Genomic DNA, 22,378 nt, shown 5'->3' on the forward strand with positions numbered 1-22,378 from the left:
CATGGCCGAAACCCAAGCCCTCAGCCCGATCGATCCTTCGGCCGCGAACCGCCTGCCTGCCCCCGCGCTTGGCGACCGCTTCGCGCCGTTCGCCCAGTTCGCCCGTCAGCCGGCGGTCCAGCGCGCGCTGCCCGCCATCGCCACCTCGACCGCAATCGGCATCGCGGCGCTCGCCTGGTTCATGACGCAGTCGGCGCCGCAGACCCAGCTGTTTGCAGGGCTCGAGGACAGCGACAAGGCCGCCGTCGCCGACGCGCTGCAGGGCGCCGGAATTGCGCACAGCATCGACCCCGCCACCGGCGCGCTGACCGTCGATGCCGACAAGCTCCACCAGGCACGCATCGCGCTGGCCGGTCAGGGCCTTCCCAAGGCGCAGCCGAGCGGCGACAGCCTGATCGCGGCGCTGCCGATGGGTTCGAGCCGCGCGATCGAGGGCGAAACGCTGCGCTCGGCGCGCGAGGCCGATCTCTCGCGCACGATCGAAACGATCGACGCCGTCAGAAATGCCCGCGTCCACATCGCCGCCGCCGAACCGAGCCTGTTCGTCCGCGAGGACAAGCCGGCGACCGCGTCGGTCATGCTCACGCTGATGAACGGCCGCAGCCTGTCCGACGGTCAGGTGCAGGCCATCCGCTTTCTTGTCGCCTCGTCGGTGCCGGGAATGAATGCCGATCAGGTGTCGGTGATCGATCAGCGCGGCGCCTTGCTCTCCGACACCGCGACGAGCAGCGACATGAAGGCGTTCCAGCTCCAGACGCAAGTCGAGGACCGCTTCCGCCGCGCGCTCGACACCTTGCTCGGCCCGATGCTCGGCGCCGGCAATTATACGGTCGAGGTCCACGCCGACGTCGACATGTCCGAAAGCCAGGCGACGCGCGAAAGCTTCCCCGAGAACGATCGCGCGCTGCGCAGCGAGGAAATTTCGCGCCAGATCAGCGGTCAGGGCACCCCGCCCGCGGTCGGAATTCCCGGTGCGCTCGCAAACCAGCCGCCGCAGGCAACCACGATCGCCGCCGCCGCGCCGGAACCGGCCGCGGCCGGGGTCGCGACCGAGACGCAAAGCAATGAGAATTCGGCGCGCGCCTATGAAGTCGGCCGCGAGATTTCGGTCACCCACCAGCCGCAGGGCCGGCTTCGCCGTGTTTCGGTCGCAGTCGCGCTCAATCAGGGCAAGAAGGCGCTGACGCAAGCCGACATGACCAAGATCGACGGGCTGGTGAAAGGCGCGATCGGTTTCGATGCCGCACGCGGCGACATGGTCGCGATCAGCCAACGCCCCTTTGTGAAGATCGAAGAGGAAGCCCCCGCCATCTATGACGAACCCTGGTTCATGCCGGTCGTCACGCAGGCGGGCGCGATCCTCGCCGCCCTGCTAGCCTTCCTGTTCATCGGTCGCCCGCTGATCCGCGCTGCCAAGAACCGCGCGGCCGAACGTGCCGAGCGCAACGCCGAACTTGAAGAATCGCTTCTCGCCGCGACCGAGGCGCGCCCCGCGCTCGGGTCCGATGCCGCAAACGGAGCGATCACGCTCGAGATGATCGAAGCCGCGCCAAGCTATGAGGACCGGGCCAATCTGGTGCGCGCCTTCGTCCGCCAGGATTCGGCGCGCGCCGCGCTTGTCGTCCGCCAGCTGATGCAGGAGGGTGCCCGTGGCTGACGCCGTCGACAACGCCCCGCCGCCCGTCCACATCAAGCCGCCGATCGACGGCTCGGCCGCCGCAGCCATCCTGCTGATGCTGCTCGACGAAAGCGAAGCGGCGACGATCCTGAAGCATCTTGATCCCGAAGAGGTGCGCAGCCTTGCCAAGTCGATGTTCGACACGGCCAATGCCAGCGAGCATCAGATCGGTCAGGCCCTCGACCAGTTCGTGCTCAGCAGCCGCAATGTCAGCGCGCTCGCCATTGGAGCCGACACGCGCATCCGCACGGTGATCAACCAGGCGGTCGGCAATGTCCGCGCCGACAATATCCTCGCCGCCGTCGCGCCGCAGTCGAGCGCTGCGTCGCTCGAAATGCTGCGCTGGATGGACGTCGATGCGATCAGCGCGCTGCTCGAAAGCGAGCATCCGCAGGTCGGCGCGCTGATCCTGTCGGTCCTCGTCCCCGATATCGCCGCGCGCGCCATCGAAACGCTCGACGAGGTGAAGCAGGCCGACCTGGTGCTGCGCGCCGCGCAGCTGACGTCGGTTCCGGCAGCCGCGATCGAAGATCTGGAGGCGGTGCTCAGCAGCGCCAATGCCGATGGCCAGCGCGTCGCCAAGCAGGCGATCGGCGGCCCGAGCGATGTCGCCAAGATCATGAAGATGATGCCGAAGCAATTGTCCGAACGCACGATCCGCGCGCTCAAAAAGCACGACAAGGCGCTCGCCCAGATCATCGAGGAAGAGATGTTCATCTTCGAAAATCTGCGCGATCTCGACAAGAAGAGCCTCGGCACCGTGCTGCGCGCCGTCGATGCGGCGCAGCTCGCGATCGCCCTCAAGGGCACCGAGGAAGATATGGTCGACCTCTGCCTGTCGACGATGTCGCAGCGCGCGTCCGAAACGATCCGCGACGAAATGGCCGAAATGACGATGGTCAAGCGCGTCGATGTCGATGAAGCGCAAAAGGCGATCATGCAGATCGTCCGCCAGATGGCCGCGTCGGGCGAGATCATGATCGCGGGGGCCGGCGATGATTATATCTGATCGCGCCTCCGAAGCCGGATATTCGACGGTGACGCTTGCCGACGCGATGGCGCGGACCGGCGGATTTCGTCCGCTCCATTTCGCACGCCCCGTCGGCGAAGCGCCGCCCATGCCGATCGAGCCGGACATCGACGAAGGCGGCGATCCCTTCGCGCGTGGCCTGGCCGAAGGGCAACGCATCGCCGAAGCCGCCTTTTCGGTCGAACGCCACCAGCTGCTCGCATTGCTCGCCAGCGCCGAAGCGCTGCAGGACGAGCCGAGCGAAGAGCTCGCGCAGCTGATCGCCGAAACGGTCGAACGGCTGGTCCGCCAGATCGTCGAAACGGCGCCGATCGATGCCGCGTGGCTCAAGGAACAGGCCGACGTCGCCGCCGCGCTGGTTGCAGACGCCGACAAGGCGCGCACCTTGTGGGTCCACCCCGAGGACGCCGCGCTGCTCGTCGATTGCGCCCTCTCGCTGCCGGTGCAGGTCGACCCTGCGATGATGCGCGGAACGGTACGGATCGAAACCTCCGCAGGCTGGATCGAACATGGCCGCGCCGTCTATCTCGGCGAATTGCGCGCGGCGCTCGGCAGCGAAGGAATGGGCGCATGACCCGCCGCCTTGCCATGACCGCCCAGCAACTGCTCGGCCCCATCGAACTGACGCACGCCTCGCCGCGACGGATCGGCACGCTCGTCGCGCACGAAGGCATCATGCTCGAAGTGTCGGGCTTTCCGCAGCCGCTCGGCAGCAATGTCCGGATCAAGTCGGCCGACAATGACTATGTTTATGGCGAGGTCGTCGGCTTTCGCGGTCACCGCAGCCTTGTCCTGCCCTTCGACACCAACAAGCCGCTCGTCACCGGTGCGCCGGTCGAGCCGCACGGCGCGAGCAGCATGGTCGCGGTCGGCAAGGCGCTGCTCGGACGGATCATCGACGCGCAGGGAAATCCGCTCGACGGGCGCCCGCCGGTCAAGTCGCAGTTCCAATGGCCGCTCGCCGGCCGCAAGGTCAATCCGCTGCGCCGCGGCCGTGTGACAAAGCCGCTCAATATGGGCGTGCGCGCGATCAACGGCCTGCTCACCGTCGGCGAGGGCCAGCGCGTCGCGATCATCGCGGGCTCGGGCGTCGGCAAGTCGGTACTGATGGGCCAGATGATCGCCGGAACCGAATGCGATGTCATCGTCGTCGGGCTGATCGGCGAGCGCAGCCGCGAAGTAAGCGATTTCGTCGAAACCAAGCTGCCGCCCGCCGTCCGCAAGAAATCGGTCGTCGTCGCGGTGCCTGCCGACCATCCACCGCTGCTGCGGCTGCGCGCCGCGATGCGTGCGACCGCCATCGCCGAAGCCTTCCGCCAGGAAGGCAAGAAGGTGCTGCTGCTGATCGACAGCCTGACGCGCGTCGCGCATGCGCAGCGCGAAATAGGGCTGACGCTGGGCGAGCCGCCGACGATGAAGGGCTATCCGCCGTCGGTCTTCGCGCTCATTCCTTCGCTCGTCGAGCGCGCGGGCAACGACAATGCCACCGGCGGGTCGATCACCGCGCTATATACCGTGCTCGCCGATGGCGGCGACATCGACGACCCCGTCGTCGACAGCGCGCGCGCGATTGTCGACGGCCATATCATCCTCTCGCGCCAGCTTGCCGAACAGGGCGTCTATCCCGCGATCGACGTCGCGCGCTCGCTTTCGCGCACGATGGCCGATTCGGTCGATCCCGAGCATGCCGCCGCCGCCGCGAACTTTCGTCGACTCTGGTCGGCCTATGAAGAGAACCGCGACCTCATGCTGATGGGTGCCTATGTCGCAGGGGGCGATCCCGTCCTCGACACTGCCATCGCGCGCCACGCCGACCAGCTCGCATTCGTGACCCAGCCCGCCGGGGCGCAGGTCGATTTCGCAACCTCCCGCCAATCGCTTATCGAAGGATATTCCGCATGAACGCCCGCACCGCACGCCGCAAACGCATCATCCGCGTGCGATCCGTCGAACATCAGATGGCGGAAGCCAATTTTGCGCGCGCCAACGGCGAGCTTGCGAACCTCGTCGAGCTGGGCAAGCGGCTCGAAGCGCTGCGTGTCGACCTGGCGGTTGCAAAAGGCGCCGTCGCCGGTCGCGCGCTCAACTCGGTCGGCGAGCTCGGGATGCGGCTCGACCTTGCGCAGGAGAATCTCAGCGCGCCGCTCCACAGCGCGAGCGAGCGCCGCGACCAGATGGGGGCGCTCGCCCAGTCGGCGATGATCAAGGAAGAATCGGCGGTTCGCCTTTACGAACGCAGCCGCAAGTCGGCCGAAGCCGAGCATGAACGACGCAATGACGCCAACCGCCCACACCGCCGCCGCGCGATGAGCCTGCGCCTGATCGACGGGGGCGCAGCATGATGGCGAATTCCAACCCGCTTTCGGGACAGCGGCCGGGTGCGCAGGGAATTGCCGCGCTCCTCGGCGGCGCCTTTCCTGTCGCGGCAGGCGGCGAAGCGCAGGGCGGCTTCGACCGCCTTCTCGCGGCGTTGCCCGTCGCGGGCCTTCCCGCCAATGGCGCATCCGCTCTGCCAGCGGCTCTGCCTACCGCGCTTGCGGCCGCGCCCGTTTCGGCTCCGGCTGGCGAACCCCAGTTCGAGGGCTCGGCCCCGGCAATCGTCGATATCGAAGTCGACTTCGATCGGGGTGCCGACGAGGTCGGCGTTCCCGCGGCCCCCTTACCGGATGGCACGCCTGCGCCCGCCATTGCACCCAGCGCTACCGCGACAAAGGCGGTCGAAAACCTGCTGAAGGCCCATGCCGGCAAGGCAACGAAAAACGCGACCGGCATCGACGCCGACGGCACGGTCGCGAAGGGCGAACAGCTTGCAGGCGACGCGGTGTCGCCGACGGACGGCGAGGCAATCGAAACGCCCCCCGTCGCTTCCGCTCCCGATGTCGATGCGGAAGCCGCGCCGGACAGGACAGGCGTGCCCGTCACGATTGCAGCAACGACCAATGGCGCGACCAAGGCGGACGAAGCAGTCCCCGCAAAAACGAAGAATGTCGCGACGAACGGCACGCAGCTGCCAGCGCCCGCCGGTGCGCGCACGCCGGCGAATGGTGCCACGGCCGACGAAGCGCGTGCTGCCAACCGCCAGAATGCCACGCCGGTGCTTCCTGCGAGCGCCAAGGCTGCCGATCATGCATCGCCGATGTCCGCCGTGTTGGCGGCCGCCAGCGACCGCAGCCGCCCCGCGCCGCAAGTCAACGACGCCCCGTCGATGGCCGTGCTGCTGCACCGTCCCGAAGCGGCGCCCGTTCCAGGCGCGCCGAACAATGTCGCCGCCGGCCCCGTCGCCGACCGCATCCTCGACATGACGAGCGACGATGTCTGGATCGAGCAGCTCGCGCGCGACATCGTCGCGACCAAGTCGGACGAAGGCGACATCAGCTTTCGCCTGATGCCGCGCCACCTCGGCCGCCTTGACGTCGCGATGCGGATGGAGGGCGACGGGGTATCGCTCAAGCTCGAAACCCAGCATGAAGCCACCGCGACCATCGTAACCGCCGCGCAAGGCCGGCTGGTCGAAGACCTGCGCCAGCAGGGCGTTCGCGTGACCGGCGCCGATGTCACTTGCACTCATGGCGACGCCGGACGCCAGTCGCAGCAGGGACAGGGCCGCGCCGCGACCGCCGATCCCGCCCATCTAATTGAAACCGCCACCGATCGCGCCGAAGCGCGCGACGACAAGCGCGCCGCGGACCGCCGCGGACGCTTTGCCTGAACCGGAAGGACCCGATCATGAGCAAGGAAAAGACCGAAGTCGCACCCAAGAAGGGCGGGAAAATGAAAAAGCTGCTGGTCATCGGCCTCGGCGCCATCGTCCTGATCGGCGCGGGTGCGGGTGCGGGCGTCTATTTCGGCGCGCTATCGGCGCATGAAGCCAAGCCCGAGGATCATTTCCCGAAGCTCGTCCTGCGCAGCACCAAGGCCGAAGAACCCGCCGCCGCAAGCGACGACAAGGACGTGCCGCTGAAGGTCGGAACGGTGTCGGTGCCCAACGACCGCTTCAAGGTCGATCCGCGCAAATATGAAATCACCTATTACCCGATGGGCGACAGCTTCACGACGAATCTGGCCGACGGATCGGGTTTTCTGCAGATCGGAATCAGCCTTTCGACATTTTATGACGGCAAGGTCATCAACAATATCAAACGACAGGCTGTGCCGATCCGTTCGGTTGTGCTTATGGTGCTCGCCGAACAGGACCCGGCGCTTCTCGCCACATCGCAAGGAAAGCAACGGCTGCAGCGTCAGCTGACCGCCGCGATCAACGATGTGCTGCGCGAGAAGGAGGGATTTGGGGGTATCGACAATGTCTATTTCACGAACCTGGTGATCCAGTGACGACCGACACAAAATCCCTGAAGGCGGTCAAAGCTGGCGCGCCGAAGGCAGCCGGTACGGCCGAAAGTGACGCCAAGGCGTCGCTGCTGCTGCGCCGTGCCGAGGGCAATTATGCCTTTCCGGCGCTCGACGCGGTGGCGACGCAATTCGCACGCAGCCTGCGCGACCTTGTGCGTGCGCTCGGCGCGCCGAGCGTGCAGGTCGAGCGCGCGGGCACCGACCAGGTGGAATTTTCGGACTGGAGCAAGGATGCGACGCCGGCGATCTTCTGGCGCTATCACGCGCCGCCGCTGAAAGGCCCTGTCCTGCTCGCCATGGCGCGCCCGACGATCCTGCAACTCGTCGACATATTCTATGGCGGCAAGGGCAAACTCGCGGCCGAACGCGAGGAATTGACCGATGCCGAGGAGCGCTTTGCGGCACGGCTCGGCCGCGACATGGGGTTGCAACTAGCCGCAGCGTGGCGCGACAAGCTGTTTCTCGAGCCCGAACTCGACTGCGTCACCGGTAACCCCGCCAAGCTGGCGGCGGTCCGCGGCGACGACGAAATGATCGTCCAGCGCTTCACGCTGCGCGGCGCCCCCTTCGACAATCGCACGATCACCTGCGCCTATCCGCTCGCGGCGCTGCGCGGTATCGCGGGCGCCGAGCCCGTCCCGACCACGCCCGAAAGCGCGGTCGATCCTATATGGAGCGCAACGCTGAACCGCGCATTGCGCGGCGTGCGCCTGCCGGTACGATCGGTGCTTGCCCGCCCGGAAATCAGCCTCGTCAAGCTGCTCGCACTCGAAGTCGGTGACATCATCCCGCTCTCGATGCCGCGCAACGTACCGGTGACCGTCGCCGGGCGCCGTTTCGCCACCGGCAGCATCGGCGAGGCGAATGGCAACGCCGCCATCATGATCGACCATATCGAAGAAGGACCGGACCATGACTGACATGAGTGAAGCCCCCGCGGCGGTCCGCCGCGATCGCCGCGACAACAAGGATATTGCCGCGTCCCCCAATTTCGACCTGCTCGCCGGCGTTTCGCTGCGCGTATCGGTCGAGGTCGGATCGACGTCGATGACGCTCGCGGAACTGCTCGCGCTCGGCGAGGGCAGCGTCGTCGAGCTCGATCGCGCGGCGACCGACCTGCTCGACATCTATGCCAATGGCACGCTGATCGCGAAGGGCGAGATCGTCAGCGTTGACGGCCGCTATGGCATTCAGGTTGCCGAAGTCGTCGCGCCCGATCGCGGCTTCGCCGGGCTCGAGCGGAGGGGTTGATGCTCGAATATTTCCTGCGCCTCCTGATCCTGCTGCCGCTCGTCGGCGCGCTCGCATGGGGCAGCCTGTGGCTGTGGAAGCGAGTCCAGATGGGCGTGCCGCTGGGCGGCGCCACCAAGCAGGGACGCCCGGTCGAGATGATCGGCGTGCTGCCGCTCGGTCCGGGATCCAAGCTCGCGGTCGTCGAATTTGCGGGGCAGCAGATTCTGCTCGCGGTGTCGCGCAACGGCATCACGCGCCTCGCCGACAATAGCGAGGGCGACTTCCATGTCGATTGACGTCAAGACGGCGATCCGCGGCACCGCGATCGTCGGCGCCGCCGCGCTGCTGCTCGCGGCGCCCGCTGCCTATGCACAGACGGCCGACGGCCTCAATCGCGCGGTCGCCGACATCGGTGGCGACGGTCGGCCGCTGAGCCTGTCGCTCCAGATCCTCGTCCTGATGAGCCTGTTGACGGTGCTGCCGTCGCTGCTCCTCATGATGACGAGCTTCACGCGTATCATCATCGTGCTCTCGATCCTGCGCCACGCGCTCGGGCTGCAACAGACGCCGCCGAACCAGGTTCTCGTCGGGCTCAGCCTGTTCCTGTCGCTGTTCATCATGCAGCCGGTGATCAGCGAGGTGAACCGCGTCGCGATCGAACCCTATGGTCAGGAACAGATCGAAATCGGCGAAGCGGTGACGCGGTCGGGCGATGCGCTCCACGGCTTCATGATGAAACAGACGCGCAAGACCGACCTGATGATGTTCGCCAAGATCGCCAAGGCGCCAAGCTATGCCAATCCCGCCGACGTGCCCTTTTCGATCCTGCTTCCGGCGTTCGTGACGAGCGAACTCAAGACCGCATTCCAGATCGGCTTTCTGATATTCCTGCCTTTCCTTGTCATCGACCTGATCGTCGCGTCGGCGCTGATGTCGCTCGGCATGATGATGCTGTCGCCGACGATTATCTCGATGCCCTTCAAGCTGCTGCTCTTCGTCCTCGTCGACGGCTGGGCGCTGACGATGGGGTCGCTCGCCTCCTCCTTTATAGGATAGCGCGATGGAAGCGGATTATTTCATAGGCGTTGCGCAGCAATCGCTGTGGATCCTGGCTCTCGCAACCGCGCCAATCCTGCTCCCCGTACTGGCGATCGGCGTGCTGCTCGGCATGGTGCAGGCAGCGACTTCGATCAACGAACAGACGTTGACCTTCATTCCGAAGCTGATCGTCGCGGCGATTTGCCTCGCGATTTTCGGTGGCAGCATCCTCGTGCTGCTCACCGATTTCACGCGCGATCTTTACGCGCAAATCCCGGGGCTGGTGCGCTAGAAGCCTTATGGTTCCTGCCGATATCCCCAATGTCGAGGCAATGCTCCAGTTGTGGATGCTGGGGATGATCCGGCCGGGCGCTGCCTTTCTGGCCGCGCCCGTCTTCGGTGCGGCCAATGTGCCGATCCAGCTGCGGCTGGTGATCGCGCTCGCTGTAGGAGTGCCAGCGGTCGCCGCGGCGGGCCTGACCCTGCCGCCCGAGGGGATCGTGTCTTTCCCCGGCCTCGTGCTGATCCTGGGCGAAGTCGTGATCGGGCTCGGCATCGGCTTCGTCCTCCAGATGGGGCTCGCCGCGGCCTTGCTGGCGGGCGAGACGATCAGCAATGCGATGGGGCTCGGCTTCGCATCGATGGTCGATCCGCTGAGCGGGACCGCAAGTTCGGCTATCGGGCAATTTCTTTCGATGCTCGCGACGGCGCTTTTCCTCGCGGCCGACGGACATCTGCTGCTGATCGGCATCATCGTCGACAGCTATTCGGCGCTGCCCCCCGGTGCGGCTTTCCCGTCGTTCGGCGCAATCGAAGGCATTTTGCGCTTTGCGAGCCTGATGTTCGTCGCGGGGCTTTCGATTGCCCTCCCCGTCGGCTTCGTCCTGATCCTCGTCCAGATCATCATGGGCGTCATCGGCCGTTCGGCCCCCGCGCTCAACCTGTTCGCGGTCGGCATCCCCGCGACGCTGCTCGCGGGCGTTGTCCTGCTCGGCATCGCGACGCCGGTGATGGCCGAAGCGATCGCGCGCATCCTGTCCGACGCGGTCGACACTGCCCGCCTGCTCGCCGGAGGCTGAGGCATGGCGAGTCAGCCCGACAAGGACCAGAAAACCGAACAGCCAACGCCCAAGAAACGCGCCGATTCGGCGCGCGAGGGCGACGTGCTGATGTCGCGCGAACTCGCCACCGCGCTGATGATGCTGGCGGCAGCGGGGTGGATCGTTGCGGCGGGGGGCTGGTTCGTCGAATCGGCGAGCAATCTGGTCCGCCGCGGGCTCACGCTGTCGGCTGCCGACATCACCCATTTCGCGCCCGGAGAGGCGCTGTTCCGCAACGGCGTCGACATATTGCTGCCGCTCGCAAGCCTGTTCGCGCTAGCCGTCGGTGCCGCGTTTGCAGGCCCCGCGCTGCTCGGCTCGTTCGGCTGGCGAAGCAAGGCGCTCGCATTCAAAGGCAACCGCATCAACCCGCTCAACGGCCTCAAGCGCATGTTCGGGCTGCAGGGCGCGACCGAGCTGGGCAAGGCGCTCGCCAAGGTGCTGCTGCTCGGCACCATCGGCTATTGGCTCGTCGCGCAAAGCCTGCCCGCGATCATGACGATGGCGTCGACCGACCTTGGCGGGGCCGTCGGGCAAGCCGGGAAAGCGGTCGGCCACGCGATGCTCGCGATGGCGGGCGGGCTCGTCGTCATCGCACTCGTCGACGTGCCGGTGCAGATGTTCCAGCGCAACAAGCGGCTGATGATGAGCAAGCAGGAAATAAAGGAAGAGATGCGCCAGACCGACGGCGCGCCCGAACTCAAGCAGGCGCAGCGCCAGCGCCAGCACGAGATTTTGAGCGGGTCGGCGCGCAAGGCGGTGTCCGACGCGACGGTCATCCTCACCAACCCGACGCATTTCTCGGTCGCGCTGCGCTATCGCCCCGGAGTCGATGCGGCGCCCGTTGTCGTCGCGCGCGGGCGCGGCGATGTCGCCCTGTCGATCCGCGAGCTTGCGCGCGGCGCCAACGTTCCGATCCTCGAATATCCGCAGCTGACGCGCGCGATCTATTTCACTGCGCGTGCCGGACGCACGATTCCCGAGGAATTGTTCGTCGCGGTCGCCACCGTCCTCGCCTTTGTCTTCCAGCTCGAACGCGCCGCTGCCGAGGGCCAGATGCCGCCGCCGGTCGATATTCCGCCGACCCACCGGTTTGACCCTGAAGGCCGCCGACAAAACTGACAATTTCGGCTTAATCCGGCGTGTGCGCGGCCGTTAAAGGGTTCGAAGGACATTTGCCATGGTCACGTCTATCGCCAACAGCCTCGGCTTCGGGTCGGGGATCGACATCAAACAGCTCGTCACCGACCTGTCGAACGCGTCGCGCGAGCCAAAGGTCACGCGCATCGCCAGCCTCGCGCAGCAGAACCAGGCACGGATCAGCGCGGTGGCGCAAGCGCGCGCCGACCTTGACGGTTTTGCCAATTCGCTCGAGCAGATGGTGTCCGACGGCGTCCTGCGCAGCACGCCCAGCGTGTCCGACGAGAGCGTCCTGTCCGTAACCGCGCGTTCCGGGCTGCAGGCCGACAGCTTTGCGGCGTCGATCGTCGTCAACAGCCTCGCCCGCGCCCAGACGGCCTATTCGGCTGTCGTTGCCGACCGGAGCGCCGCGATCGGCACGGGCAGCATGACGTTGACGATCGGGGGTGCGAGCCACACCATCACGATCGATGCGTCCAACGACAGTCTCGATGGACTGGCCACCGCAATCAACGGCAGCGGCAGCGGCGTCACGGCCTCTATCGTCGCGGATGAAGGTGGGCATCGCTTGATCCTGAAGGGTCCGACGGGTGCTGCCAACAGCTTCACCCTGACGGCGGACGCCGGCGCCGATCCGGGTCTTTCGAACTTCGCCTATGGAACGGGCGGCGTGATGACGCTCGGGCAATCGGCGGCCAATGCCGAATTCACACTCGACGGCGTCGCATTCAGCCGCGCGTCCAACACCATCGACGATGTCATACCGGGAATGTCGCTGTCGCTCAAAAAGGCGTCCCCCGGCCAGACCGTCGACATCGGCGCGACGCGGCCGCTCGACATGATCCGCCAGACGGTCACCGATTTTGTGGCGGTGTTCAACCAGCTCAAGAAGAGCGTGAAGGCGGCCGCCTCCATGTCGGGGTCCACAAACTCGCTCCGGCAGCTCGAGCGCGATCTCAACGGGCTCGTCAATACCGTCCTGACCAGCGAAAGCGGCATTTCGAAACTGTCCGACATCGGCATTTCGACGACCAAGGAAGGGCTGCTCGCAGTCGATAGCGCCAAGCTCGACGCGGCGCTCGAAACCAATGCGGGTGCGGTCGAAGCCTTGTTCAATCCAAGACGCGATGCGACACACGATGCGACGACGGATCCCGGCATCGCCGGCATTCTCGATGCACTGCGCGATCAGGCAGTCGGAACCGACGGGGTCCTCGACCGTGTTTCCAAGTCGCTTGAAGCGCGCAAGGAAGAGCTGCTCGACAAGCTCGAAAAGGTCGAGGAGCGCGAGGATGCGTATCGTACGCGGCTCGAGAAGAAATATAGCTCGCTCGATGCGCGCCTCGCCGCCTTCAAGGCAACCCAATCCTATCTCGAACAACAGATCGAGATGTGGAACAACCAATATAGTCGCTGAGGAACGGGTTCGTGGCCGCTACCGCTTCGACCGTCCGCGCGACGGGGCTCTATCGTCGTATGCAGCAGGAAAGCCGCGTTGCCGCGGCCGACCCCGTCGAGCTTGTCACGATCCTGTACGACGAACTGGAGACTGCCGTCGGCGTCCTTGCCGCGATGGTCCGACAAGGACAGCGTGTATCGGCGACCGAGCCGGCACACCGTGCACGCGCCATCCTCATCGGACTCGACACCGGGCTCGACCGCGATGCGGGCGGCGACGTCGCGACCGCGCTGTCGCGCGTCTATCGCAGCATGCGGCGCAAGCTCGACGATGCGGTGGCCGCGAACAGCGAGGCCGATCTGTCCGAACTTCTCGACGGCATCAAGACCATCAGCGCCGCCTGGCGACAGCTCCGCTAATTGCGACCGGAACCCGCGCACCCGTCCGGAACTAAGGGAAAGCCCGGCCGCCCGGGTGGGGATGGGCGACCGGGCCGGGTAAGGAGGCGGACCAGAGCCTCCCCATTCAGCATTTTCTGAAACTTGTTGCGTCGTCAGGCGGCCTGTTGCTGGACCCCATATTTGCGCATTTTCTCGATGAGCGTCGTGCGCTTGAGCGTCAGCAGGCGCGCCGCTTCGGAAATGATGCCGTCGGCCATGTCGAGCGCGACGTGGATCTGTTCGAGTTCGATCGTTTCGATCTCGCGCTTCAGGTCGATCGGGCGGCCGGGCGCCGGCGTCTTGGGAAAGAGCGCCGCATTGCCGGGAACGTCGATTTCGATCGCAGTGTCCGGTGATGGGGCGGGGCTGCTGGAGATAGCGCGCCACGCAGCCGGTGCTGCGGTGGGGTTCAGGAGCATGGCGACATCGTCGGCACCGAGCGTCTCACCGCCGTGCAGCACGCTGGCGCGCTCGACGAAATTGCGCAGCTCGCGAATGTTGCCCGGCCAGCCATGATGCATGAGCGTCGCAAGCGCGGCGTTGTCATAGCGGCATTTGACATCTGCAGGCATCTTGCGCTGGAAATGCCGGATCAGCGCCGGAATGTCTTCGGCGCGGCTCGCGAGGCTCGGCACCTGCAGGACAACGACGCCGAGGCGGAAGAACAAGTCTTCGCGGAATCGGCCTTCGCCGATCGCTTCGTCGAGATTCTGGTGTGTCGCCGAAATGATGCGAACATCGACGGCGCGCGGTTCGCTGCTTCCGACGCGAACGATGGTGCGATCCTCTAGCACGCGGAGCAGCTTGACCTGCATGTCGAAGCGCATGTCGCCGATTTCGTCGAGGAAGAGCGTACCGCCTTCGCTCGCTTCGAAATGGCCGATGCGGCGGGCATGGGCGCCGGTAAAGCTGCCCTTTTCATGCCCGAAAAGTTCGGATTCGATGAGGTCGCCGGGGATGGCGCCGCAGTTGATCGCGGTGAACGCCTTGCCCGATCGCATGCCTTCGTCATGGATGGCGCGCGCGACGAGTTCCTTGCCCGACCCCGAAGGGCCGCACAGCATTACCGAAGCATTCGAGCGGGCCACACGGCGGATCATTTCGCGCAGATGCTGCGCCGCGGGGCTTGCCCCGATAATCAAAGTTTCAAGAGCAGCCTGGTCGCTGTCGAATTGCCCCACCACGGTCATTTTCACCTCCACCGCGCGCGCCGAAATCCGGCGCCTTTCCGATGGCCATGAAATTGACGAAAATGGTAAACAAATGATTATCCGGAATGGCATCTGCCTGCCAAAACAGGAAAATAATTCGATATTGGCACCGATAATGTCGATTGTTTGTCGTTGGCGGCCCTTTTTGCCGCCAGATTGAATTCAACCTCCTTCGCCGCTGCGCCAGCCGAGCGTGATCGCGATGCGGCGATTGCGGGGGTCGAGGACATCGGTGGGCACATAGGGTTCGCGATCGGCGACGCCTTCGATTCGGGCGAAACGACCCGCGGCGACGCCGCGGAAGGCGAAATATTGGCGCGTCACCTCGGCACGCTCGACCGACAGCCGCCAATTGTTGGTTCCCGCGCCGGCCGACCAGGGCGCTGCGTCGGTGTGACCGCGGATCAAAAGCTGGTTGGGCAGGTCGGTCAGCAATCCGGCGATCTCGCCGAAAAGCCGCGCGCCCTGCGGGGTGAGCTGGCTCGACCCCATGGCGAACATCGAGAAATCGGCATCGTCGATGACGTCGATGCGCAGCCCTTCGGCGGTTTCGGTGAAGCGGAGGTTGCGCGCCAGCATGCGCAGTTCGGCCTTTTGCTGGACGCGTTCACGGAGCGATTTGGCGACCTGCTGGAACTTCTGCCGTTCGCGTTCACGCCCCGATGCCTCTTTCGGTCCGCCGACCACGTCGCGCGGGATGGTGAGCGAGCGCGACCCCGTCTGCGCGGCGCGGTGCGGATATTGGTCGGCCGACACGATCGAATCGCCGCCGAACACACCATCGCCCCCGGCAGTCTCCTGCTTCGATGGAACCAGCGTCGGCGCGAAATAGTCGGCGAGCGCCTTGCGCTGCTTCTCGGTCGTCGCGCCGAGTAGCCACATCAAAAGGAAAAAGGCCATCATCGCGGTGACGAAGTCGGCATAGGCGACCTTCCACGCACCACCGTGGTGGCCCGCGTGACCGGCCTCGACCACCTTTTTGACGATGATCGGGCGCGGGGGCGTGTTGGGACGTGCAGCCATCAGCGGCCCCGCATCCCGTCGAACACTTCGGCGAAGCTCGGCTGGTTGGCGTGATCGACGCCCGAGCGCGCGGCCTCGATGACCAGCGGCTGCGGATGCCCGTGCAGCGACGCGATGATGAGCTGTTTCACCGTATGATAGATGGCGGCGTCGCTTTCGATCACCGTCCGTGCGCGCGTCGCGAACGGACCCACGAACCCATAAGCGAGCAACACGCCAAGGAACGTCCCCACGAGCGCCGAACCGATCATCCCGCCGAGCACCTCGGGCGGCTTGTCGATCGAGCCCATCGTCTTGACGACGCCGAGCACCGCCGCGACGATCCCGAGCGCGGGCAGTGCATCCGCCAGGCTCTGCAAGCCGTCAGCCGGTTTGATCGCGTGGTGGTGGTGGCTCTTGACCGCATTGTCCATCACCTCTTCGACCGCGTGCGGGTCGAGCGTCCCCGACGACACGACGACAAGGCGCAACGTATCGCAGATCAAATGGATGAGCGTGTCGTCCTTGAGCAGCTTGGGATATTGCTGAAAGATCGGCGAGTTTCCCGGATCCTCGATATGCGGCTCGACCGCGACCGGACCCTCGGTCCGCATCATCTTCATCAATGTCGAGACGAGCAGGATGCAATCGAGATAGTCGGCCTTCTGATAGGTCGCACCCTTGAACACCTTGCCCATGCCGCCGGCCAGCGCCTTTAGATCCCGGCCCGAATTGCCGATGATGAGCGATCCGAGTGCCGCGCCGCCGATGATGAGCATTTCGTGCGGAAGCGCGGCCATCACCGGCGCCAGATTGCCCCCTGCAAGCGCGAATCCTCCGAATACCAGCAGGATCAGTACGAAAATGCCGATAGCGGGAAACATGCAGCACAAACTCCATCCGGACCGTCGCGGGTCCGGCAAAAAGGGACGTTATGGTGATTAACGGCAGCGGGCGCCGCAGATTGAGGGCGGTCAGTTCAAAATATCGAACAAGGTCTGCCGGTTGATCTTGGCAAAGGCCGCCTGCGCGGCCCCAAGCGTGAGATCCTGCGCGCTCAGCAGCGCGATCGCGAGCGACAGGTCGGTGCTTTCACTGTCCGAGCGTTCTTCGGTCAGCGTAATGTCGCGGCTCTTGAGCGCGTCGCCGATGCGATCGAGCCGCCCGCCCGAAAGACCGATGGCGGCGTTGCGGTCGGCGACATGACCGATGGCGGTCGCCAGCGCGTCGAGCGATGCGCCCATTCCGGGCTTGTCGCCCGCGGCGACCGCGGTCGCGGCATCGCGCACCCAGGTTGCGATGCTGTTGCCACCGACGACGAAAGTGTCGGCGGCCGAAGGGACGGGGGCAAAGCTGACGTCCGAATCGAAGCGCATGACGCGCGCGGCGCCCGTCGAAAAGAGCGGGTCGCCGTTCGAATCCCGCGTCGCTGCAAGGGCATCGAGTTCATCGGCAATCGCGACAAGTTCGGCCGCCATGACGGCGCGGTCGGCGGGATTGGTCGAATCGCTCGACGCGGCGAGCGCAAGCTCCTTGGCCCGGATCAGCAGGTCCGACGCCGACACGAGGACATTGTCGGCCTGCGACACCAGTGCCTGCGCCGAGGTGATATTGGCGTTCCAGCTTTCCAGGCTGGCCTGCGCCTTGCCGATCGTCGCGATACGCCGAGCGGCCACCGGATCGTCGGACATGCGCTGCAGGCGCTTGCCGCTCGAAATCTGGACCTGCGTGCGTTCGATCTGCTCGGCGAGCTTTTGGTGGCGCGCGATTTCGCGCGTCATGCGATTGCCAACGGCGTTAATCATCCTGAGACCCCCTTAGATCGAGCTGAGCAGCGTCTGCATCGTTTCGCGCGCGACCTGAATGGTCCGCGCGGCCGCCGAATAGGCCTGCTGAAAGCGCAGCAGGTCGGCCGCCTCGCGGTCGAGGTCGACCTCGCTGACGGAATCGCGCGCCGCGGCCGCGGCGTCGGCACGCGTCGCCGCCGCCGCATCCTGCGCGCGCGCCGAGGCGGTGGCCTGCGCCTGCGAAGCAAGATGGCCCGACCAGCGCGCTTCGGGATCGCCCGCGCCGCGCATCGCGCCGATCGCCAGCATATTGCCGTTGCTGCCCGACGCATTCGCCGCGGCGACCTGGCCGGTCGTCAGCGGTGCGGCGGTGAGGTCGGCCGCGCCCGTTCCGGTGAACAGCGGCGCGCCCGGATTGCCGTTCGCGTCGGTTCCGGCCTGATGCGCGGCATTGAGCTGCGCGGCAAAATCATTCGCGAAGGTGTCGAGCGCCGCGCGCTGGTCGGCGACATGGTTCGCGGCCTCCGACAGACCGGCAAGCGATCCGGTGGTCATCGCGAGCGGCGCGCCGCCGATGCTGAAGCCGAGCCGTCCGTCCGCCGCCGTCGTCACCGCAATCGGGGTGACGGTCCCGCCGCCGACGAGCAGTTCGCCCGAGCCGGTAACCCGCAAAGTCGCCGCGCCGCGGTCGTCGAAGGTCGCGGTGACACCGGCCTGTGCCGACAATTGATCGATCAACCGGTCGCGCTCGTCGAGCAGGCTCGCCTCGTTCGTCGAGCCCGGCCGCGCCTTGCGAAGCCCGATATTGATCTGTTCGAGCGCGTCCAAATTGGTGTTGAAGCGGTCGACCTCGGTCGTTGCCGCCCCGGAAATCCCGTCCGCCATGCCGGAAAGCTGGCCCGAGGCCGAACGGAACCCCGACGCGACATCGTCGACCGAATCGAGGAATTGCGCGCGCAGCGTCGCATTCGACGGGTCGGCGGTGAGCAGGTCGGCGGTCGTAAAGAGCTTGGTCAGCCCCGACGAAATTCCGTTATTGTCGTTGCTGAGCGCGCCTTCGACCTTTTCGAGCCAGCCGAGCCGCGTCGACGCGCGCTCCGCATCGCTCGACGAAATGCGCGAATCGGCGATCAGCCATGCGTCGACCGACCGGTCGATTCCGCGAATATCGACGCCGCCGGGGCGCACGCTGCCGCGATAAAAGACCGAGTTTCCACCGCCGACCGCCTCCATCAGGTCAAGCCGGCGCCGCGCATAGCCCGGCGTCTGGGCGTTGGCGATATTGTCGCCGACGGTCGCCATCGCGCGCGAATAGGCGCGCAGGCCGCTATAGCCGATGCCGAGCAGGTCGGTCACTGGATGCCTCCCCCGCCTGCGCCGAGCTGGCTGCGAAACTGGCGCTCGACCATGTCGGCGATGCCGAACTGGCGCATCGCGGCGATGCTGTCGGCGGTTTTCGCGTCGGCCATTTCGCGGAAATTGTCGGTCGCGCTCGATCCGAAAATATCCTCGCCGAGTTTTGCCTGGCGCATCGACGCCATCAACTGGCGCAGAATCACCGCCTCGAAGGCTTCGGCCGCCTTGCGAAGGCCGCCGTCGCCGCCCCCGGCCGCAGCCGGAGCGGGGGTCGAACCGATAGGGGAAATGGGCGTCGTCATATGATCACCAGTTCCGCTGTGAGCGCGCCGGCCTGGCTCAGCGCCTCGAGGATGGCGACAAGGTCGCCGGGGGGAACGCCCATGCGATTGATCGCATCGACGAGTTCGGAAAGCGATGCCGTCGGATTCACCATCATCACCGGGCGATATTCCTCTTCGACGCTGATCTCGCTCGACGGCTCGATCGCGGTCTGCCCGCGGCTGAAAGGTGCTGGCTGCACCACCGTCGGCGATTCCTTGATCGAGACGGTCAGCTTGCCCTGCGTCACCGCCGCGGTCCCGACGCGGACCGCGCCGTTGATGACGACCGTTCCGGTGCGCGCATTGACAATGACTTTTGCAGGCGGTTCGGCGCGGTTTACCGTCAGATTCTCGATCTGCGACATCAGCCGCATGCGTTCGTCGCCGTTTCCGGCGGTGCGAATGGCGATGCTCGCGCCGTCGATCATCGAAGCGCTACCCGGGATTGCGGCGTTGATCGCGTCGGTGACGCGCTTGGCGTTGGTTGCGTCGAACTGGTGAAGGTTGAAGGTCAGCCAGTCGCTCGTGGCAAAGCCGGTGTCGACCGCGCGCTCGACCGTCGCACCGCCGGCGATGCGCCCGCTCGATGGCACGTTGACCGTGAGTTTCGATCCGTCGGCAGCGCCGACGCCGAGGCCGCCGATGACGAGATTGCCCTGCACCATCGCATAGATCTGGCCGTCGGCGCCATAAAGCGGCGCAAGGACGAGCGTGCCGCCGCGCAGGCTTTTCGCCTTGCCGATCGCCGACACGGTGACGTCGAGCCGCTGGCCCGGCTTGGCGAAAGGCGGAAGCTCTGCCGTAATCATCACCGCCGCGGCATTCTTGAGCGCGGGATTGACTCCCGGCGGCAAGGTCAAGCCAAAGCGCGACACCGCACCCTTCATCCCCAACGTCGAATAGTCGAGGCTGTCGTCGCCCGTGCCCGCAAGCCCGACGACGATGCCATAGCCGGTAAGCTGGTTCGCGCGCAGGCCCTGGAACTGGCCCATATCCTTGATCCGCTCGGCGGATGCGGGTGCGGCAAAGCCGAGGCTGGCGAGCAGCAGGGCCAGGAGTGCGAAGAGGGCGGGACGTTTGGTCACGGTCATATCCTCGTCAGAAGGGGCTGATGATCGAGAAGAAGCGCTGCAGCCAGCCCTGCTTGCTCGCGCGGGCGATCTCGCCCTTGCCGGTGTAGCGAATGTTGGCATTGGCGACGCGCGTCGACAGGACGCGATTGTCGGGGCCGATATCGATCGCGCGAACGATGCCCGAAATCTGGACGCGCTCGTCGCCGCGGTTGAGCGTCAGCAGCTTCTCGCCTTTCACCAGCATCGTGCCGTTCGGATAGACTTCGGCGATCGTCACGCTGACCTCGCCCGAGAGGGCGTTCGATTGCGACGCGCTGCCCTTGCCGGCGAATTGTTGCCCACCGCCCATCGCGATGTCGCTCGGGTCGAACAGCGACAGCGGCCCGGTCGACGGCGGTGTCAGGCCGACGCTGCCGTCGCGCTGCGTGCCCGCCGCCGTGCTTTTGGTCGCGGCGGTGCGCTCGACAAGCTGGATCGTGATGATGTCGCCGACCTGCCCCGCGCGCCCGCCCGAAGTGAGCGGAACATAGCCGCTCTGGAATATCGAGCCATTGGCGGGCGGCGCCGGCGGCGGAGCCGGCAGCGAGACCGCAAAGGCGTCGGGCGGCAGCTTGTCCTTCGCGAGCGCCGAAAGCGGCGCGCACGCAAGGGCGAGCAGCAGCAGGTTACATGGTCTGTGCAGCATTTTTCATCATCTCGTCGGTGGCCGAGATCATCTTGGAATTGACCTCGTAAGCACGCTGCGTCTCGATCATGTCGACGAGTTCCTCGACGACATTGACGTTCGATCCTTCGAGCATTCCGCCGCGCAGAAATCCGCGGCCTTCCTCGCCCGCGGCGCCGACCTGCGGCGCACCGGAGGCGGCGGTTTCGACAAGCAGATTGTTGCCGACCGCCTGCAGCCCCGCGGGGTTGGCGAAGCGCGCCAGTTCGAGCCGCCCGAGCTCGACGACATCGGCCTGCCCCGGAACGCTCGCCGAAACGGTTCCGTCCGCGCCGATCGTGACGCCGGTGGCATCCTCTGGAACCTGGATCTGCGGCTGGACCGGCTTGCCGTCCGACGTCACGATCGTGCCGTCGGGCGCGCGACCGAAATTGCCCGCGCGGGTATAGCCGATGCGCCCGTCGGGCATTTCGACCTGGAAATAGCCGGGACCGTCGATCGCGACGTCGAGGCCGTTGCCCGTCGTCGAGAAATTGCCCTGCGTATCGATGCGCGCGGTCCCCGACAGCGCGACGCCGGTGCCGAGGTTGAGCCCGGTGGCGTAACGATTGTCGGCGGCCGACGGCGCGCCGGGCGCGGTCATCATCTGATAGCTCAACGTCTCGAAGCTGGCGCGGTCGCGCTTGAAGCCCGTCGTGTTGACGTTGGCGAGGTTGTTCGCGATCACCTGCATCCGGAAGCCCTGGGCATCCAGACCGGTTCGTGCGACGTGCAAGGCACCGAAGCTCATCTCATATTCTCCTTATCGGGGCAGCTGCATCAAATTGGCGGTCGCGCTGTCCATGTCGCGCGCGTCGCCGATCATCTTGAGCTGGGTATCCCAGCTCCGGCTCGCCTCGATCATCTCGACGAGCGCGGTGGTGGCCGACACATTCGATCCCTCGATCGAGCGAGTTATCACCCGCGCCTCGGGGTCGTCGGGCAGAATGCCGCCGCCCTTCACGCGGAACAGGCCGTCGAGTCCCTTGACGATGTCCGACCCGGCGGGGGTTGCCAGCCGCAGCCGGTCGACCTCCTGCGGATTTTCGGGATCGCCGCCGGCGGGGACGACCCACACGCGGCCCTCGGCATCGATGCTGATCCGGTCGGCCGGCGGGATCGTGACCGGCCCCTGTCCGCCCTGAACGGGGCGGCCGTCGCCGGTCGTGAGGAGTCCGCTCGACGAGAGCTGCAGGTCGCCGCGCCGCGTATAGGCTTCCTCGCCATTCACCGCCTGCACGACGAGCATTGCATCGCCCGCCATCGCAACGTCGAGGTCGCGCCCCGTCGCCGTGACCGTTCCGGCGCGCATGTCGGCGCCGATCACCTCTTCGGATGCCATCGCGCGCGTTCCGTGACCGCCGCCGTCGAGCCACAGCGTCTGCGCCTCCGCCATGTCGGCGCGAAAGCCGGGCGTCTGCGCATTCGCCAGATTGTTGGCGATTGCCGTCTGCCGGGCCATGCTGCCCCGCATCGCGGTAAGGCTGGTATAGATGAGACGGTCCATGCTGGATC

Annotated in this window: 26 protein-coding genes; 16 read left to right on the forward strand and 10 right to left on the reverse strand. The window is 66.0% G+C overall.

What is annotated here, in order from left to right; genetic code table 11:
• Position 1 precedes the first annotated feature (1 nt).
• From fliF to fliS, 16 genes are read left to right on the forward strand one after another with little or no spacing between them, the layout of a single operon-like run.
• Complete coding sequence (gene fliF, locus H7692_RS08825) at positions 2-1,657, forward strand: flagellar basal-body MS-ring/collar protein FliF (protein WP_222136525.1); 1,656 nt, start codon at positions 2-4, stop codon at positions 1,655-1,657.
• The gene (locus tag H7692_RS15170; protein ID WP_227340071.1) at positions 1,650-2,687 is read left to right on the forward strand and encodes a flagellar motor switch protein FliG; all 1,038 of its coding nucleotides are present in this window, start codon (positions 1,650-1,652) and stop codon (positions 2,685-2,687) included. The genes fliF and H7692_RS15170 overlap by 8 nt, the downstream gene beginning before the upstream one ends.
• A complete protein-coding gene (locus H7692_RS08835) occupies positions 2,674-3,282 on the forward strand; it encodes a FliH/SctL family protein (RefSeq protein ID WP_227340072.1) in 609 nt (202 codons plus the stop codon). The genes H7692_RS15170 and H7692_RS08835 overlap by 14 nt, the downstream gene beginning before the upstream one ends.
• Positions 3,279-4,610, forward strand: coding sequence for a FliI/YscN family ATPase (locus H7692_RS08840; protein WP_222136527.1), 1,332 nt, complete (start codon positions 3,279-3,281; stop codon positions 4,608-4,610). Before H7692_RS08835 ends, H7692_RS08840 begins: the two co-directional genes overlap by 4 nt.
• On the forward strand, positions 4,607-5,050 hold the full coding sequence (locus tag H7692_RS08845) for a hypothetical protein (protein ID WP_201928628.1): 444 nt from the start codon (positions 4,607-4,609) through the stop codon (positions 5,048-5,050). The genes H7692_RS08840 and H7692_RS08845 overlap by 4 nt, the downstream gene beginning before the upstream one ends.
• A complete protein-coding gene (locus tag H7692_RS08850) occupies positions 5,047-6,417 on the forward strand; it encodes a flagellar hook-length control protein FliK (RefSeq protein ID WP_227340073.1) in 1,371 nt (456 codons plus the stop codon). The genes H7692_RS08845 and H7692_RS08850 overlap by 4 nt, the downstream gene beginning before the upstream one ends.
• Before the next feature lie 17 nt (positions 6,418-6,434).
• Positions 6,435-7,040, forward strand: a complete 606-nt coding sequence (gene fliL, locus H7692_RS08855; protein WP_201928626.1) for a flagellar basal body-associated protein FliL — start codon at positions 6,435-6,437, stop codon at positions 7,038-7,040.
• Positions 7,037-7,978, forward strand: coding sequence for a flagellar motor switch protein FliM (locus H7692_RS08860; protein WP_227340074.1), 942 nt, complete (start codon positions 7,037-7,039; stop codon positions 7,976-7,978). The genes fliL and H7692_RS08860 overlap by 4 nt, the downstream gene beginning before the upstream one ends.
• Positions 7,971-8,309 (forward strand): flagellar motor switch protein FliN, encoded by a 339-nt coding sequence (gene fliN / locus H7692_RS08865; protein ID WP_201928624.1) that lies wholly within the window; start codon positions 7,971-7,973, stop codon positions 8,307-8,309. Before H7692_RS08860 ends, fliN begins: the two co-directional genes overlap by 8 nt.
• Positions 8,309-8,587 (forward strand): flagellar biosynthetic protein FliO, encoded by a 279-nt coding sequence (locus H7692_RS08870; protein WP_201928623.1) that lies wholly within the window; start codon positions 8,309-8,311, stop codon positions 8,585-8,587. Before fliN ends, H7692_RS08870 begins: the two co-directional genes overlap by 1 nt.
• A complete protein-coding gene (gene fliP / locus H7692_RS08875) occupies positions 8,577-9,347 on the forward strand; it encodes a flagellar type III secretion system pore protein FliP (protein ID WP_227340075.1) in 771 nt (256 codons plus the stop codon). The genes H7692_RS08870 and fliP overlap by 11 nt, the downstream gene beginning before the upstream one ends.
• A gap of 4 nt (positions 9,348-9,351) precedes the next feature.
• Positions 9,352-9,621 carry a flagellar biosynthetic protein FliQ gene (locus H7692_RS08880; RefSeq protein WP_201928621.1) on the forward strand — a complete coding sequence of 90 codons (270 nt, stop codon included), beginning with the start codon at positions 9,352-9,354 and terminating at the stop codon, positions 9,619-9,621.
• A 7-nt stretch (positions 9,622-9,628) separates the two neighbouring features.
• Positions 9,629-10,408 (forward strand): flagellar biosynthetic protein FliR, encoded by a 780-nt coding sequence (gene fliR, locus H7692_RS08885; RefSeq protein ID WP_201928620.1) that lies wholly within the window; start codon positions 9,629-9,631, stop codon positions 10,406-10,408.
• 3 nt (positions 10,409-10,411) lie between these two features.
• Complete coding sequence (gene flhB / locus H7692_RS08890; protein WP_201928619.1) at positions 10,412-11,551, forward strand: flagellar type III secretion system protein FlhB; 1,140 nt, start codon at positions 10,412-10,414, stop codon at positions 11,549-11,551.
• A 58-nt stretch (positions 11,552-11,609) separates the two neighbouring features.
• Complete coding sequence (fliD, locus tag H7692_RS08895) at positions 11,610-12,986, forward strand: flagellar filament capping protein FliD (RefSeq protein WP_201928618.1); 1,377 nt, start codon at positions 11,610-11,612, stop codon at positions 12,984-12,986.
• Between the two features lie 11 nt (positions 12,987-12,997).
• On the forward strand, positions 12,998-13,387 hold the full coding sequence (gene fliS / locus H7692_RS08900; RefSeq protein ID WP_201928617.1) for a flagellar export chaperone FliS: 390 nt from the start codon (positions 12,998-13,000) through the stop codon (positions 13,385-13,387).
• A gap of 134 nt (positions 13,388-13,521) precedes the next feature.
• Here the strand turns inward: fliS and H7692_RS08905 are convergent, their stop codons facing one another.
• The 10 genes from H7692_RS08905 to H7692_RS08950 form a co-directional block, all read right to left on the reverse strand.
• Entirely contained in the window at positions 13,522-14,598 is a 1,077-nt protein-coding gene (locus tag H7692_RS08905) for a sigma-54 interaction domain-containing protein (protein ID WP_201928616.1), read from the reverse strand.
• A 183-nt stretch (positions 14,599-14,781) separates the two neighbouring features.
• Positions 14,782-15,642 (reverse strand): flagellar motor protein MotB, encoded by an 861-nt coding sequence (locus H7692_RS08910; RefSeq protein WP_201928615.1) that lies wholly within the window; start codon positions 15,640-15,642, stop codon positions 14,782-14,784.
• Positions 15,642-16,505 carry a flagellar motor stator protein MotA gene (motA, locus tag H7692_RS08915; protein ID WP_201928614.1) on the reverse strand — a complete coding sequence of 288 codons (864 nt, stop codon included), beginning with the start codon at positions 16,503-16,505 and terminating at the stop codon, positions 15,642-15,644. The genes H7692_RS08910 and motA overlap by 1 nt, the downstream gene beginning before the upstream one ends.
• A 90-nt stretch (positions 16,506-16,595) precedes the next feature.
• Positions 16,596-17,426, reverse strand: coding sequence for a flagellin-like protein (locus tag H7692_RS08920; protein ID WP_222136535.1), 831 nt, complete (start codon positions 17,424-17,426; stop codon positions 16,596-16,598).
• A 12-nt stretch (positions 17,427-17,438) separates the two neighbouring features.
• Complete coding sequence (gene flgK / locus H7692_RS08925; protein WP_222136537.1) at positions 17,439-18,764, reverse strand: flagellar hook-associated protein FlgK; 1,326 nt, start codon at positions 18,762-18,764, stop codon at positions 17,439-17,441.
• Complete coding sequence (locus H7692_RS08930) at positions 18,761-19,066, reverse strand: rod-binding protein (protein ID WP_222136539.1); 306 nt, start codon at positions 19,064-19,066, stop codon at positions 18,761-18,763. The genes flgK and H7692_RS08930 overlap by 4 nt, the downstream gene beginning before the upstream one ends.
• A complete protein-coding gene (locus tag H7692_RS08935; RefSeq protein WP_201928610.1) occupies positions 19,063-20,178 on the reverse strand; it encodes a flagellar basal body P-ring protein FlgI in 1,116 nt (371 codons plus the stop codon). The genes H7692_RS08930 and H7692_RS08935 overlap by 4 nt, the downstream gene beginning before the upstream one ends.
• Before the next feature lie 7 nt (positions 20,179-20,185).
• Entirely contained in the window at positions 20,186-20,845 is a 660-nt protein-coding gene (locus H7692_RS08940; RefSeq protein ID WP_222136541.1) for a flagellar basal body L-ring protein FlgH, read from the reverse strand.
• Positions 20,826-21,614 (reverse strand): flagellar basal-body rod protein FlgG, encoded by a 789-nt coding sequence (flgG, locus tag H7692_RS08945; RefSeq protein WP_201928608.1) that lies wholly within the window; start codon positions 21,612-21,614, stop codon positions 20,826-20,828. The genes H7692_RS08940 and flgG overlap by 20 nt, the downstream gene beginning before the upstream one ends.
• Positions 21,615-21,626: 12 nt before the next feature.
• Positions 21,627-22,370, reverse strand: a complete 744-nt coding sequence (locus H7692_RS08950; RefSeq protein ID WP_222136543.1) for a flagellar basal body rod protein FlgF — start codon at positions 22,368-22,370, stop codon at positions 21,627-21,629.
• Between the last annotated feature and the right edge of the window lie 8 nt (positions 22,371-22,378).

It is taken from the genome of Sphingopyxis sp. P8, assembly GCF_020622175.1.
In the GTDB taxonomy this organism is placed as follows: Bacteria; Pseudomonadota; Alphaproteobacteria; order Sphingomonadales; family Sphingomonadaceae; genus Sphingopyxis; species Sphingopyxis jiangsuensis.